The 13310-nt window shown below is 43.4% G+C and carries 14 protein-coding genes and 1 pseudogene; 7 read left to right on the forward strand and 8 right to left on the reverse strand.

Going from position 1 to position 13310, the window contains the following annotated elements:
* Nucleotides 1-134: 134 nt before the first annotated feature.
* On the reverse strand, nt 135-350 hold the full coding sequence (locus AB4138_RS22595; RefSeq protein ID WP_017065196.1) for a hypothetical protein: 216 nt from the start codon (nt 348-350) through the stop codon (nt 135-137).
* 448 nt (nt 351-798) lie between these two features.
* Here AB4138_RS22595 and AB4138_RS22600 point away from each other — a divergent pair, with 448 nt between their 5' ends.
* The 3 genes from AB4138_RS22600 to AB4138_RS22610 all read left to right on the forward strand — a co-directional run bounded on the left by AB4138_RS22600 (nt 799) and on the right by AB4138_RS22610 (nt 2132).
* Entirely contained in the window at nt 799-1059 is a 261-nt protein-coding gene (locus AB4138_RS22600) for a DUF5062 family protein (RefSeq protein ID WP_017061084.1), read from the forward strand.
* 368 nt (nt 1060-1427) lie between these two features.
* Nucleotides 1428-1583, forward strand: a complete 156-nt coding sequence (locus AB4138_RS22605) for a DUF5993 family protein (RefSeq protein WP_017061085.1) — start codon at nt 1428-1430, stop codon at nt 1581-1583.
* Between the two features lie 9 nt (nt 1584-1592).
* On the forward strand, nt 1593-2132 hold the full coding sequence (locus AB4138_RS22610) for a disulfide bond formation protein B (protein ID WP_372307795.1): 540 nt from the start codon (nt 1593-1595) through the stop codon (nt 2130-2132).
* 112 nt (nt 2133-2244) lie between these two features.
* Here the strand turns inward: AB4138_RS22610 and AB4138_RS22615 are convergent, their stop codons facing one another.
* The 3 genes from AB4138_RS22615 to AB4138_RS22625 form a co-directional block, all read right to left on the reverse strand.
* On the reverse strand, nt 2245-2874 hold the full coding sequence (locus tag AB4138_RS22615) for a bifunctional 4-hydroxy-2-oxoglutarate aldolase/2-dehydro-3-deoxy-phosphogluconate aldolase (RefSeq protein WP_372307797.1): 630 nt from the start codon (nt 2872-2874) through the stop codon (nt 2245-2247).
* Nucleotides 2875-2891: 17 nt separating this feature from the next.
* On the reverse strand, nt 2892-3860 hold the full coding sequence (locus AB4138_RS22620) for a sugar kinase (protein ID WP_171733173.1): 969 nt from the start codon (nt 3858-3860) through the stop codon (nt 2892-2894).
* Between the two features lie 113 nt (nt 3861-3973).
* Nucleotides 3974-5407 (reverse strand): PTS transporter subunit EIIC, encoded by a 1434-nt coding sequence (locus tag AB4138_RS22625; protein ID WP_017068132.1) that lies wholly within the window; start codon nt 5405-5407, stop codon nt 3974-3976.
* A gap of 260 nt (nt 5408-5667) precedes the next feature.
* Between AB4138_RS22625 and AB4138_RS22630 the strand changes: the two genes are divergently transcribed.
* Nucleotides 5668-6867, forward strand: a complete 1200-nt coding sequence (locus AB4138_RS22630) for an enolase C-terminal domain-like protein (protein WP_372114923.1) — start codon at nt 5668-5670, stop codon at nt 6865-6867.
* Between the two features lie 203 nt (nt 6868-7070).
* Here AB4138_RS22630 and AB4138_RS22635 read toward each other — a convergent pair whose 3' ends face one another.
* Nucleotides 7071-7778, reverse strand: coding sequence for a GntR family transcriptional regulator (locus AB4138_RS22635; protein WP_017061088.1), 708 nt, complete (start codon nt 7776-7778; stop codon nt 7071-7073).
* A gap of 365 nt (nt 7779-8143) precedes the next feature.
* Here AB4138_RS22635 and AB4138_RS22640 point away from each other — a divergent pair, with 365 nt between their 5' ends.
* Entirely contained in the window at nt 8144-8767 is a 624-nt protein-coding gene (locus AB4138_RS22640; RefSeq protein WP_017072484.1) for an HAD family phosphatase, read from the forward strand.
* Between the two features lie 228 nt (nt 8768-8995).
* Here AB4138_RS22640 and AB4138_RS22645 read toward each other — a convergent pair whose 3' ends face one another.
* Nucleotides 8996-9580 carry a sugar O-acetyltransferase gene (locus AB4138_RS22645; RefSeq protein ID WP_372307801.1) on the reverse strand — a complete coding sequence of 195 codons (585 nt, stop codon included), beginning with the start codon at nt 9578-9580 and terminating at the stop codon, nt 8996-8998.
* Nucleotides 9581-9747: 167 nt separating this feature from the next.
* Nucleotides 9748-10746 (reverse strand): adenosine deaminase, encoded by a 999-nt coding sequence (gene add / locus AB4138_RS22650; RefSeq protein WP_372307804.1) that lies wholly within the window; start codon nt 10744-10746, stop codon nt 9748-9750.
* 126 nt (nt 10747-10872) lie between these two features.
* Between add and AB4138_RS22655 the strand changes: the two genes are divergently transcribed.
* Together AB4138_RS22655 and AB4138_RS22660 are read left to right on the forward strand one after the other, a co-directional pair.
* Nucleotides 10873-11820, forward strand: coding sequence for a LysR family transcriptional regulator (locus AB4138_RS22655; RefSeq protein WP_017061092.1), 948 nt, complete (start codon nt 10873-10875; stop codon nt 11818-11820).
* A 182-nt stretch (nt 11821-12002) separates the two neighbouring features.
* Nucleotides 12003-12761 (forward strand): annotated as a pseudogene (locus AB4138_RS22660) (glutathione synthase); the annotation flags it as partial.
* Nucleotides 12762-12846: 85 nt separating this feature from the next.
* On the opposite strand, the gene AB4138_RS22665 reads toward AB4138_RS22660, so the two are convergent.
* A partial coding sequence (locus AB4138_RS22665) for a helix-turn-helix domain-containing protein (protein ID WP_372307807.1) occupies nt 12847-13310 on the reverse strand: 464 nt, incomplete at its 5' end.

The following is a 13310-nucleotide window of genomic DNA, read 5'->3' on the forward strand; positions in this document are numbered from 1 at the left end:
ACATTTCAGGACGGGACAACTGGTATCAAAAAGCCCAAAGCTATTAACTTTGGGCTTTTCCGTATCTGGTAACCAGCATTTTATAATGAATTTTTAAAAAGAGAATGCTTGGTGATAGAGAACTGATTGGTTGATTAATGCATGCCTGAGCGCATTTTGTCGGCGAGCGCAAAGAAGACAAAAATGACGAAGCATACTAGAGCAACACACAGTGAAGCTATGATTGTAGTTGCGTCTTTTGATATCAATGGAACAACGATAGAAGCTAATGCAACCAACATAACCAAGATATGAACGACTCGTCCGATGATTGGGTTTTTATGACAGAATGAAGCCCAGAGGTAACGCATTTTTAACACCAGTATAATATTAGTGGTTTTATTTTATTTTCTTAATGAGTGTTTTGTAAATAATATTCTATAACAAGAACCTGTAAATATGAACTAAGTCATCATTGTATAAAACTAGTTAAATAACAGGGGTTTATCAATAGAAAAAAGATTGCCTCTCATTTTTATAAGAAAACATAGTATTCGGTATTGTGTTGGATATTAAGCTAAAATTTGTTCAATTTTGATTTCTTGACTTAAGATCTCATTTACTGAGTGTTTTGTTAAGAGATCGTTTGCGTATAGCCATTGATGCCATAAATACCAACCGAATTAGAATCAGCCTTGAGCCTGTTATTCGTTTTACGTTATTTATCAAAGCGACTCCTCAAATTGAGATCGAAGTAATCTTGTGAGTTTTTCGGTTTGATATACTCAGTATTCATTCGATAAAGATGATGGAGATGATATGTCGAAAACCGCGAAGATCATTAATGAAGATAAGCTGGTAAAAAAAGCAGTTGAAGTCGGTTTTAAGATGGCTAAGCTACAAGGTTTTGATTTGCCAAATTCATCCCAACCGATAAAGGTTAAAGCGGTGTACTTGTTCCTTGTTGAAGTCAATCAGATCACACCGTTACCGGACGATAAGCTTGATGGCGCGAACATCAAGAAGCGTTTAGCACTCTGGCTTCATAAGGCACTGCCGGACAATGACCCGCTGAAGTAAACTTGTATTACCTCATTTTTTATATTTGAAACCTAGCGATTTTTCGCTGGGTTTTTTGCTTTATGGAGCAGTAAAAATAGCCTCTTGATATCTCCTAAGCCTAACTTCATTCACAGATTCGCCAACCTTACCTGCCCATCAACATTAATGCGCATCATCGGTTCATTAGTTGCCTCAACGTATTTGTGAGCATTAAGTACGAGGCTCCAAACTTGACAGCTTGGATCTTACTAACAACTATTAAGTTGATGATTTTCAATTCGTAATCCATCGATTTACCGAAGTTGAATGATTAAGAGCATCGGTGTGGATATTCATTATGACGTTTAGTCTGACTGAACAGGATAAATAGAAAGGAAATTCCTCTTATGATGTCTTTACTGTTTTTGTTGTTACTTGTGGCGATGCTATGCGCGTTTTTCGATAAGAAGACCGCTGCTTATGGCTTTTTTGCTAGCTCAGTGATCCTAGGTTTGTATTGGTTTAACCATCATGCCACCGACCCACTATCGATCTTATTGTAAAGAGTTAGCATGAATCGAAATCAGTTAACTCTCTTGAATACACTGGGCTTGCTGGGTATGACAGCCGTTTTGTTGATCGGCTTTATTCTTCAGTTTGTTCTTAATGAGTTGCCTTGTCCGTTATGCTTATTACAACGTATTGGCTTTGTGATGGTGGCGTTTGGCTTCATGTTGAACGTGGTTTATGGGCCTCAATCTCGCCACTATGGCATCGTCCTAATTGGTGCTTTATATGGTGTTGCAGCCTCCCTAAGACAGGTCTCATTACATGTGATTCCCGGAACTCCGGGTTATGGTAGCCCCATCCTCGGGATGCATTACTATACGTGGGCTTTTGTTTTGTTCACGGCCACTATCTTTGCGGTTGCTGTGATCTTGATACTAACGAATAAGACAGAGACTCAAGAACCATACAAAATGAGCAATCTAGGGCGTATTGCGTGCTTACTGGCAATCGTTGTGGTTGCGCTCAATGCCATTGCTACGTTTACTGAGTGTGGGCCTTATCAATGTCCTGATAACCCAGTGAGTTATTGGTTGCTCAATTAACCGACTCATTAGAGTTAGCAGCGAAAACAAAAGCCACAGCATCTGCTGTGGCTTCGTTGCTATAGAATCAAGAGAATTTGTCCTTTCTAGAACGTTTTCGACTAGCTTTCGACTAGCGATTCACTTGCTCAACAACCTCGCGTGTTAGGCGCGCGATCTCGTCCCACTTACCGTTTTCAACCAGCTTCTTGTCGACCATCCATGTACCACCGCAGGCTAATACTTGAGGCACTGCTAAGTAGTTATCGATGTTTGATGGCGTGATACCGCCTGTAGGCATGAGTCGAATATCGCCGTATGGGCCAACGAGCGATTTAACCATGCTGATCCCACCAGATGCTTCTGCTGGGAAGAACTTCAAGGTTGTTAAGCCCATCTCTAATGCCGCTTCAACGGTGCTTGGATTGTTCACACCTGGAATGATATCGATGCCGATCTCTTGGCATGCTTTAACTGTGTTCGGGTTAAAGCCCGGTGATACCACAAACGTTGCGCCCGCTTCTTTTGCTGCGAGTGCTTGCTTATGGTTCAAGATGGTGCCCGCGCCGATCAGCATGTCAGGCTGTGCTTGGCGAAGCAGTCGAATAGCTTCAACAGCGGCTTCTGAACGGAACGTAATCTCAGCAGCTGGAAGCCCATTCTCAGCCAATACTTTGCCTAGAGGGATAATATCCTCTGCGTTATCAATGGCGATAACAGGGATAACTTTAAGTGCTTTTAGCTGTTCGTTAATTGTAGACATGGGTTTACTTCTTAATATCAGTTTGAAAGAGTGTCGGTGATGGGTTTTGGGATGATTGCGCCGTGATGTTGAATGACCAGTCTCGCCAGTGCATTGCCTTTGCGGCAGGCTTGCTGAACAGAGCCGCCAGATAGATAGCAAGACAAGAATCCGCCATTGAATGAATCGCCTGCTGAAGTGCTATCAACCACGGTTTCTACTGGCGTGGTTTCAATTAGGCTTGGTGTTTGGGCTGGAGTTTCACTGACCAAACAGCCTTCAGCACCGAGTTTTACAATGATGGTCTGCACGCCAAGCCTGTGTAGTCGGTCGATGGTGTCTTGAGGTGTTTGGTCGCCCCATAGTTGCTGTTCATCATCAAAGGTAACCAAGGCGATATCAGTGGTTTGATAACCCAGTCGATAGCACTCTTTGGTCGCGCTTTCTGATTCCCATAGTTTTGGTCGGTAGTTACTATCAAAGGCGATGGTAACGCCACGTTCACGCAGGCCTTCAATGATAGTGAGCAACTTTAGCTGATCGCTGTGTGGCAGTATCGCGAGGGAAATGCCACTCAGAAACACCATATCAACATCGTGAAGTTGGTTGGCTATCTTATCGAAATCGGGGTGCTGTACCATGTAGCGAGCCGCCGAATCGTTGCGCCAGTATAGGAAGGTGCGCTCACCAACATCGTCGAGTTGAATGAGATAGAGCCCGGGTGAACGCTGCTCGTCAATAAGCACGAATTCGGTTGATAGTCCTTCATCTTGCCATCGGTTAAGCATCTCTTGGCTGATAGCGTCGGAGCCAAGCGCCGAGACATAGCTAGTTCGCATCGCTGGATTCGCAGTGTTATTGCAGTTCATGGGGTTGCTAACCGCAGCGCTGCGGTTCAAGTAGATTGCCGCGTTTAATGTGTCTCCACCATAGCTTTGATGCATGTCGCCAAATGGAGCCCCATTCAGTTCAATCATGCACTCACCGATGATTGCGATGTGGGTCATAATATAGCCTTAGAAAGGAAAGGTTGGGTTTGTTCGTATTGAGGAAAGCATGACCATAATGAGATATGGTCATGCTTTTTCGATTCTAATCTTACGGGAGTGAGACTAGCCGATTACTTGTTGTCTAGTTTTACGAACAACATCGTTAGGACGAAAGACAGTGCAAATACACCCACCACGCCCATCAGTGCTTGAATGAAGTTTTGCGTACCGCCTGCAAGGTAAGCTGGCAAGCTGAATACAGAAGAAAGAATGTAGCTTGTTAAGTGCGTATCGATTGTTACCGAGATAGCACCGAACACGCCTGCAGCCAAGCTCGCGGTCATCATCGCTTTGGTGTATTTCGTGAGTACACCAAATAGAGCCGGTTCCGTGATGCCTAAGATAGCGGTAACACTTGAGCCCATCGTAATTGAAGATTGCTCTTTAGAAACCGTTTTACGTTGCTTGTGCCAGATAGCCATTGTCGCGCCAGCAATTGCCATGTTACCCAAACACATGATTGGCATAAGTAGATCCTTACCATACAGTGCAAAGTTGTTCAGGCTGATTGGCGTCATGCTGTGGTGGATACCAAATACGATGGTGATCGGGCGAGTTAGACCAAACACAAAGCCTGTTAACGTCGGAGAGATTTCCAGTAGTGAGCTCATCACCCAACCTGCGCCATTACTTAGCCAGATACCAGCAGGGCCAACAAATGATAGCGTGATGGTCGAAGTTACCGTAAAGGCAAGCAGTGGTGTAAATACAGGCTTCGCAGAAGAAGGAACTAGGCGGTCAACTAACGGAGTCACTTTAGACAATAACCAGATTGCTAGAATCGCAGGAACAATCGCGCCGCCGTAGTTGAGCAGCTCAATAGGAACCACGCCAAGAACGGTCAGCTCCGGAGCAGCGCCTGCGTCTTTTAGCATTGTTGCTTTATCAACAAGCAGAGGCGCTAGCATTGCTGAAGAGACAGCAAGCGCAATGTATTCGTTTACTTTGAATACCTTAGCGGCAGAGAAAGAAACCAGCATAGGTAAGAAGAAGAACACAGCAACAGAGATCGAGCGGAAGAAATAAACTGTGTCTGAGGTTTCAGAGATAACATTGGTTGCAATAAGACCAGACAACAGGCCCATCAACATACCCGCGCCAGCGATTGCGGGTACAACCGGACCAAAGATGCCTGCGACAATACGCATCACGCCTTGGAACAGCTTGCCTTTCTCTAGTTCATCAGCCGGATTAGCGTCAGCTTGTTGAGTGTTTGATAGCGCGTTGAACCACTTCTCGACCTCAACACCGATGATGACTTGAGTTTGGCCTTGTTGAAGTACCACACCTTTCACATCTGCGATCTGCTTGATTGCTTCTTCGTCTACCAGCGACTCGTCTGCTAATTTGAATCTCAGCCTTGTCATACAGTGCGTGATACTCACGATATTGTCTTCACCACCAAGTGCAGTGATTAATAACTGTATATTTTCTTTGAAATTTTTCTTCTTCGATGATGACTTCGAGTTATTAATAACGGCATCACTTTTTTCTACCATTTGCATACTACACCTGTTATTGGAATATATTTAACTCGAGCAATCATAACGACAACCAATTTAAATCCAACGGAGTAAAAAGAGATCTCAATCACACTTAAAATCCGAAAAATTATTTTTTCACCGTTTTTGGCCAATTGGTATGTTTTGGTTATCAAAAAAAATCACTTAACGTACCAATTATTTTTACGCAAAATTAGCGCTTGAAATGTGGTTTTTAAAGCGGTTAGATAATAGGAGTTGACTTAAGTTTAGGTTATTTAATTGTGAAAGAAACTATTATATCTGATATCCATTGTATTATTACTAAACCAGACAGACACAACCTCATTACCGTGGTAGTTGAAACGAATGAAGGCGTGACAGGGTTTGGTTGTGCGACATTCCAACAAAGACCGCTTGCTGTAAAAACAATGGTCGATGAATATTTAAAACCTATTCTTATTGGTAAAAACGCCAATAATATTGAAGACTTATGGCAAATGATGATGGTCAACGCTTATTGGCGAAATGGCCCTGTTATCAATAATGCAATTTCCGGTGTTGATATGGCACTGTGGGATATTAAAGCCAAATTGGCGGGTATGCCGTTACACCAGTTATTTGGTGGTAAGTCTCGTGATGCTATTCCTGTATACACACACGCGACGAGCGACACGATGGAAGGGATTTATGAGCTGGTGGAATCTTTCCTAGACAAAGGCTACAAGCACATTCGTTGTCAGCTTGGTTTCTATGGCGGCGTTCCAACGGATTTGCATACCACTCAAAACCCGACTGAAGGTTCGTACTACGACCAAGATCAGTACATGGACAATACTCTAACGATGTTTAAGTCGCTGAGAGAGAAATATGGTAACCAATTCCATATTCTTCATGATGTTCATGAGCGCCTATTCCCGAACCAAGCGATACAATTTGCGAAGGAAGTCGAGCAATATAAGCCGTATTTCATTGAAGATATTCTGCCGCCAAATCAAACGGAATGGTTGGATAATATTCGCAGCCAGAGCTCAGTTTCATTAGGTTTAGGGGAGTTATTTAATAACCCTGAAGAGTGGAAATCATTGATTGCTAACCGCCGCATTGATTTCATTCGTTGCCATGTTTCACAGATTGGTGGTATTACGCCTGCTCTGAAACTTGGTCACTTATGTCAGAATTTCGGTGTTCGTATTGCATGGCACTGCCCGCCAGATATGACGCCAATTGGTGCAGCGGTCAACACGCATTTGAACGTGCATTTACACAATGCCGCCATTCAAGAGCATGTCGAGTACAACGAGAATACGCACAAGGTATTCCCGAACGCTGCAGAGCCAATTAATGGCTACTTATACGCTTCTGAAATCGCAGGTATTGGTGTTGAAATCGACCAAGAGGTTGCCGCTGAGTTCCCTGTAATGTATCGCCCCCACGAGTGGACTCAAAGTCGCCTTCCTGATGGCGTGATTCATACCCCTTAACTCGTATTTTTAATATCAAATGGTCGCTATAAGCGGCCATTTTCTTATTTAATATACTTACCAGATATTACATATTATCTGGTAAGTATATTTCTAGTATCATTAAATTAATAATATTAGATGTGAAATAATATTAGTGGCTAATCTATAGAGTAATTAACTTATATCTATAAAAATTAACCATATTAAATCGAATTAAAAGGTTACTTCTTATCTCGGAAGCTCATGCTCTCATTGTTAAAAGGAGTGTGATAGGTGCATTGATATTTGATGTCGATGATATCGCTGACGATGAATAGATCCCCCGATGCTAAGAAACCTCGGTTGGTGATATTCATCGCCGCGGCATTTTTTTTGCAGCCGAGCAACTCCGCGTCTTCTTTAGATACGTTGATCGCTTGATACGTCGTTAAGTAGCTATCGATCTGAAGACCTTTCGCCAATGCATGTTTCTGGATTGAGCTTTCAATGATCTCGGCATTCATCTCTGGGAAGACACTGACAGGGATCTTGGCTTCTTCAATCTGAACTACTTTGTTGTTAATCAATCGAAGCCGTCTAATTTTCCAGATGTAGTCATTGTCGTCTAAAGAAAAAATCTGCTGTTCGTGGTTATCGGGTAGCGCTTTATTCAACTGGAGCTTTTTATAAGAGATCTCTTCAAAACTGTTTTCAGTGATGGAGTTGTACACCAGTGGTGTACCAATGAGAGAAGTGTTGACGAAGTAACCAGAACCCACCTTAGATTTCACCATGCCAATAGCCTCTAGCTTGGCTAGTGCTTTACGAATCGTGAAACGAGATAATCCATATATTTCAGACAGTTCTCTTTCTGCAGGAAGCTTATGGCTGATACTGTTTTGGCAAATTTTGCTCACAATATCTTGAACAACTAATTCATATTTTTTCATTCTAAAAACTTAAAAAAGCACTCATGGTGATTAAATTATAGTTAACTAAATCAGATACTCAGCGCATTCCGAACTGGCCGATAATTCTAACATAGAAGGCCAATTAGATGATGGGAAATGAGCCGTGTTCTATCGTTAAAATACTTCTGACGGCGCATCGACAATCGTGTCATCTAAAGCTGATCTATGTTGATGGTTGTATCGTTTTGAATATTGAGAAGGCCGTCGTAATGATGGCCTTTTTTGTACTCTATTGATTGTATATTCTAACCAAGGTTTTAAATTTATAAACGTTCTCTATGAATCTTGATGTGCGGCACTTTGTGTCGTTTTTCCATCAATGACATGGTGATACGGGAGTGTGTATGAGTTCTAATGAAATCAAAAATGTGGTGTTTGATGTAGGCAATGTCATTGTGCGTTGGGCACCTCTGGAAATTGCCCGGCTTACTTTTGGTGATACTGAAGAATTGGAGTCTCGAGCTCGTTCTATTTTTCAAAGTACGATTTGGATGGATTTGAACAAAGGGTTCTTGACCGAAAGTGAGGCCAAGCTTCGTTATCAACAAGAACTCGACTTGTCCCCGTTAGAGTGCGATCGCCTGTTCTATTACGTTAAGCAAACGCAGATCTTATTGCACGGTTCAGTTGAACTCATCGAGCGAGTAAAGTCTGCAGGTTATGGTGTGTACGCGCTTACCGACAATGTGGTCGAGATTGTTGAATACTTAAAAAATACTTATCAATTTTGGGCGTTGTTTGATGGTGCGGCAGTCTCCGCTGAGCTTGGTATGCTTAAGCCACAACCTGAAATCTACCAAGCGCTTTTATCTAATTATGGGCTCAAAGCTTCAGAAACGGTCTTCATTGACGATATGCCTTATAACGTTGAAGGTGCGAGATCTGTGGGTATGGCTGCTATCCAGTTTACCGATGCCGTTCAGTGTGAAAACAGCTTGCAGGCGCTTGGCGTTAATTTATTAGATTGACACCTTGGCGAGTGAGTTAAATTTGAGGGTGTAGAAAATGAAAAGATACCCACCTAAGTCTATCGTTGCATTCTTGTTTTTGACTATATCAGCGCTGGTTTTAGTTGCGGCTGTCGTGCTTCAAATTCGCGGTGAACAAGCGTGCGATAAAACAACGCTGATAATTAGATTAAGAGCCATGCTATTGAAACATCGCTCTTTTTTAGATTTGGATACGCGCTTTCTTGTTTAATCGCGAGTTTGTTCGGCATTCAAATGCCGAATCAACTTGGCTGGAGTGCCGCCGTACAGGCAATCTGGTGGTACATCACTGTTAACCACTGAGTTCGCTGCGATAACAGAGCGAGCGCCAATCGTAACGCCTTGGTTGATGACTGAGTTTCCACCAATCCACACATCATCTTCGATTGTTATTGGTAAGCAGAAGGTTTCCCATTTACGGCGGCTACGATAATCAAGGGAGTGTGATGGCGTATAGAATTGGACGCTTGGTCCAATTAAAACATTGTTGCCGACTTTGATTCTCGCACCATCTAGCATTACTACGTTCATATTGATGAAGGTATCTTCGCCAATCTCGATGGTTTTACCAAACTCACAATGAAAAGGGGGCTGGATTAAACTGCTACTGCCGACTTTCCCAAATAACTGCTCTTGCAATGTGTGTTGCTGGTCTGGGTCTTGATGGTTGTTGAAAGCTATTAGCGATTTTCTGGCATTGGAACGCATGGTATCAATTTCTTGGTCTGCACCATCATACACTTGCCCAGATAGCATCTTTTCTAGTTCAGTTTTATCGTTTGTATTATTCATGCTTGCCCACTTTCCGAGTGTCTCGGTCTAAATGACGAATACTGCAAGATTAGCGATTTTTGGACATAAAAAAAGAGAAAAGCCTCAGCCTTTCTCTTCCTATTTTGTGCTTTAAGCACTAATGCTAAGTGAGCCCAGCTATTCAGTAAAAGGCGCGCTTTGCCAAATTAGATTTGCTCAACGAAACCCATTAGGTGTTGTTTCACTTCGTCTGAAGCAAACGCACTTTCTACAGAGTACTTGTAGATTTCTACGTAATCTTCTTTTGTTAAGCTGAATGTTTCACACACACGCTTCACTTCGTTAGTCATGGTTGTGTTCGACACAGTGCGGTTATCTGTGTTGATCGTTACAACGATGCCGTCTTTCTTGAATTCAGCAATTGGGTGGTCGCTGAATTTGTGAATACATTTAGTTTGAACGTTACTTGTTGGGCAAGTCTCAAGTGCAACTTGCTTCTCTTTAACGATGTTGTACGCGTCTTCGTTACCTTGGATGTGAACACCGTGGCCGATACGCTCAGCATCCAACATAGTTACTGCATCGTAAACGTTTTGACCATGCCATTGCTCACCAGCGTGCACGGTAATGCGGTAGCCTTTTTCAAGAGCGTATTGCGTGTATTCAGGGAATTCAGCGCAGAAACCTGGCTTTTCACCGCCTGCAATATCAAACGCAACCACGCCTTTACCAAGGTATGGTTTACCAGCGTCGATTACATCTTTGATTGAGTCTTTCGGGAACATACGAAGTACAGACATGATGTAGTTGCCCTTAATGTCGTATTTCTCTTCTGCACGCTTCATGCCTTTAACCGCACTTGCGATGATTGCATCAAGAGACAAGCCCTTGTTTACGTGAAGAATCGGTGCAAAACGAACTTCTAGGTATTTAACGTTCTCTAGTGCTGCGTCTTCGTAAAGCTCAAAAGAGATACGCTCAATCGCTTCTTCCGTTTGCATCACTTGCAGTGGCAGGCTAAAGCAAGCTAGGTACTCATCAAGGTTTTTGCAATCTTCAGGCACTGTTAGAGACTTTACTACCGCTTCACGGTCTTCTGGAAGTTCGATTCCGTACTGTTTCGCCAGATCAATAATGGTGTCTGGACGAACACTTCCGTCTAGGTGGCAGTGCAGATCAATCTTAGGGAGTGCTAGAAAGTTCATGAGTATTCCTTAGGTCTATTATTTTTTGAGTTATTAACTCATAGGTTACATGGGCTTAAATTAACAAGTTTGTGATATGATTTAAAGTGACATAAAGTCATCATTAATCTGAATCTAAGGAATATCATGGTAGATGTTAAAAGCTTACTCAAATGTGATATGAATTTACTGCTGTGTTTACACGTGTTGCTTGAAGAGCGCAGCGTGAGCAAAACGGCAGAGCGATTGTTCCTTAGTCAGTCTGCGGTGAGTAAACAACTCACTAAGCTGCGTTCTTTGTTTGACGACCCTTTGTTTGAACGTGAGTCAAAAGGCCTGTTTCCAACACCGAAAGCCACCTCTTTAGCGCCTAAAATTCATCAAATCCTTCTGCAAGTTGAACAGCTAACCGTGCCGGACATTTTTGAGCCGAAAGACAGCGAACGTACTTTTAATATCGATCTTGTTGAAACCGCTTATACCGCGATTTACCCTAAATTTATGCCTAACGCGCTAGCAGATGCGCCGAACATTACGGTAAACAGCACTACTTGGAGCAGCGAAACCTTTAAGCGCTTACTAAAGCGTGAGGTCGATTTCGGGATTGGAATTTTTGAGCTCGATGAAAGGGCTAGCACCCACATTCAAAATATCCCTGCCGAGCTAAACCACGTCGAGTTGCTGCAAGATTACTCTGTGTGCTTGATGCGAAATGATCACCCAGTACTTCAAGAAGAGTGGAATCTGCAAGCCTTCCTTAAATACCGTCATATTCAGTTGGTGACCGGTGGCGTTGGCGACTGGTTGCTACTGGAAATCTTGCAAGCCAAACAGCTTCAAATTAACAAAGCCGCCAACGTGTCGGACATCACCAGCGCAGTAAAGCTGTGCAAACAAAGCGATTTGCTGATGTGTTATCCGTACAACTCGGTTCGTGACTATATTGAGAGTGGCGAACTGGTGATGAAGCCGATTCCTATTGAGTTGGTTCCCGGTGGTTTGTTTTTGCTTTGGCACCGTTACTTTGATTCTGAACCAAGCCACAAATGGCTTCGCGACCTCATAGTCAATAAGACCCAAGAACCTCAGCTGTAAACCGCGAGCTACGATGATCAAAACGGCGAAATAAGTTTTTTTAAATTTATTTCGTCTTTTTAGAATGAGCATTGTCTTATTACGGGTGCCAAATGCCCGCCAAGAATGAGATATCTAAATGAATCCAATGCCATCGATTCCGCAACAAGTCATTGAAGATGCTTGTGAGTGGGCAATTATGCACGGTGCGTCGTACTTTTGAACAGTTGAGCTGTCAGCTTTCATCGGGCGATAATCAACGCCTGCTATTGAAAGATGTCGGAGCTGTCGATGTGGTGTATCTAAGAGCTGGCTACCAGTATTCAGATTATTGGGCTCCAGAGCTAAATGAATCGGTGTGTTGCCATACGTTAAGTCAGACTCGCTTGTTTATGGAGCAACACCATGTCGCAATGAACGCGACTATCAGCCAGCAATTAGCGACCAGCAAAACCATGCAAATGCTGCTGACCATGATGTCAGCAGCAGAATACGCCCGCTGGGGTTTAACGCGAGAAGAAGCCGAACTGGTCAAGAGTGTTCTGGCTGATATGAAGCCTATCACCAATGAAGCAATTGAATGGTTTAACACACAAGCTGATAAGCAAGAATGGGAGCTGAAAAACCAAGGTGAGGGCGGTGGTCATTGTGTCTTTGGTGACGACATCAGCGAACAACTGAGCCAGCTTAAACCAGAAGAGTACGACGCGTGGGCATTGATGCAGCGCTTGTACCCGCATGAACGTGACGTGCCGACCATTGCAGTGCGTGACACTCACCAAACGCTCGTGACAGACTTAGTCAGCGAAGTGGGTTTGTTCACCGTTTACTTCAAAGGTGAACCAGTAACAGAGCTAGACGGCTACGCGGGTTACTTGATCCGCAGTAAACCTGCCAGCGAAAATGAAGGTGGAATCCACAGTGGCAAAGGGATTCTCGATTCGTTGGTGCTGATTGATTAGTTGAATCTGCATTAAAAAACCAGAACTCATGTTCTGGTTTTTTGTATCTGAGCTCAGTAAAACTTCAGAGTTTGGATAACAACAATCACGCCCCTAACTTGGTAAAGGCCAACGGGGTTTGTCCGGTTTGCTGTTTGAAAAAGGCGATAAACGCACTGTTTGATGAGAACTCTAGCAGATGAGCCACATCACCGACTTGTCGGTTTTCTGAGAGCAGTTCAATCGCTTTAAACAAGCGCCATTGCTGTCGCCACTCTTGGTAAGTCATGCCTGTTTCGGCTTTGAATAATCGAGTAATCGTTTTGGTGCTTGCGCCAACCGAGTTCGCTAATGTCGAGAGGGCTGGGGCAAGAAAGGAAGCGGTTCGGACTTGTTTGCAAAAGCTTTTAAAGCGGCGATCTGTCGGTAGTGGCAAGATAAACGAGTGTTGGTTAGCACTGTAAAACTCTTCCCAGAATAGGTTGGCGGTATTGGTGGTTTGCTCGCGGGCAACGTCCCAATCCCAGAAAGCCATCTTATTGATCAGGGCTTTTAAAAGGTTCATCGCGG

It is taken from the genome of Vibrio sp. 10N.286.52.C3, assembly GCF_041468865.1.
In the GTDB taxonomy this organism is placed as follows: domain Bacteria; phylum Pseudomonadota; class Gammaproteobacteria; order Enterobacterales; family Vibrionaceae; genus Vibrio; species Vibrio crassostreae_C.

What these genes read in the sequence shown, in the direction of transcription:
- AB4138_RS22595 (WP_017065196.1), bottom strand. Translation starts at nt 350, where the DNA reads ATGCGTTACCTCTGGGCTTCATTCTGTCATAAAAACCCAATCATCGGA.
- AB4138_RS22600 (WP_017061084.1), top strand. Translation starts at nt 799, where the DNA reads ATGTCGAAAACCGCGAAGATCATTAATGAAGATAAGCTGGTAAAAAAA.
- AB4138_RS22605 (WP_017061085.1), top strand. Translation starts at nt 1,428, where the DNA reads ATGATGTCTTTACTGTTTTTGTTGTTACTTGTGGCGATGCTATGCGCG.
- AB4138_RS22610 (WP_372307795.1), top strand. Translation starts at nt 1,593, where the DNA reads ATGAATCGAAATCAGTTAACTCTCTTGAATACACTGGGCTTGCTGGGT.
- AB4138_RS22615 (WP_372307797.1), bottom strand. Translation starts at nt 2,874, where the DNA reads ATGTCTACAATTAACGAACAGCTAAAAGCACTTAAAGTTATCCCTGTT.
- AB4138_RS22620 (WP_171733173.1), bottom strand. Translation starts at nt 3,860, where the DNA reads ATGACCCACATCGCAATCATCGGTGAGTGCATGATTGAACTGAATGGG.
- AB4138_RS22625 (WP_017068132.1), bottom strand. Translation starts at nt 5,407, where the DNA reads ATGCAAATGGTAGAAAAAAGTGATGCCGTTATTAATAACTCGAAGTCA.
- AB4138_RS22635 (WP_017061088.1), bottom strand. Translation starts at nt 7,778, where the DNA reads ATGAAAAAATATGAATTAGTTGTTCAAGATATTGTGAGCAAAATTTGC.
- AB4138_RS22640 (WP_017072484.1), top strand. Translation starts at nt 8,144, where the DNA reads ATGAGTTCTAATGAAATCAAAAATGTGGTGTTTGATGTAGGCAATGTC.
- AB4138_RS22645 (WP_372307801.1), bottom strand. Translation starts at nt 9,580, where the DNA reads ATGAATAATACAAACGATAAAACTGAACTAGAAAAGATGCTATCTGGG.
- add (WP_372307804.1), bottom strand. Translation starts at nt 10,746, where the DNA reads ATGAACTTTCTAGCACTCCCTAAGATTGATCTGCACTGCCACCTAGAC.
- AB4138_RS22655 (WP_017061092.1), top strand. Translation starts at nt 10,873, where the DNA reads ATGGTAGATGTTAAAAGCTTACTCAAATGTGATATGAATTTACTGCTG.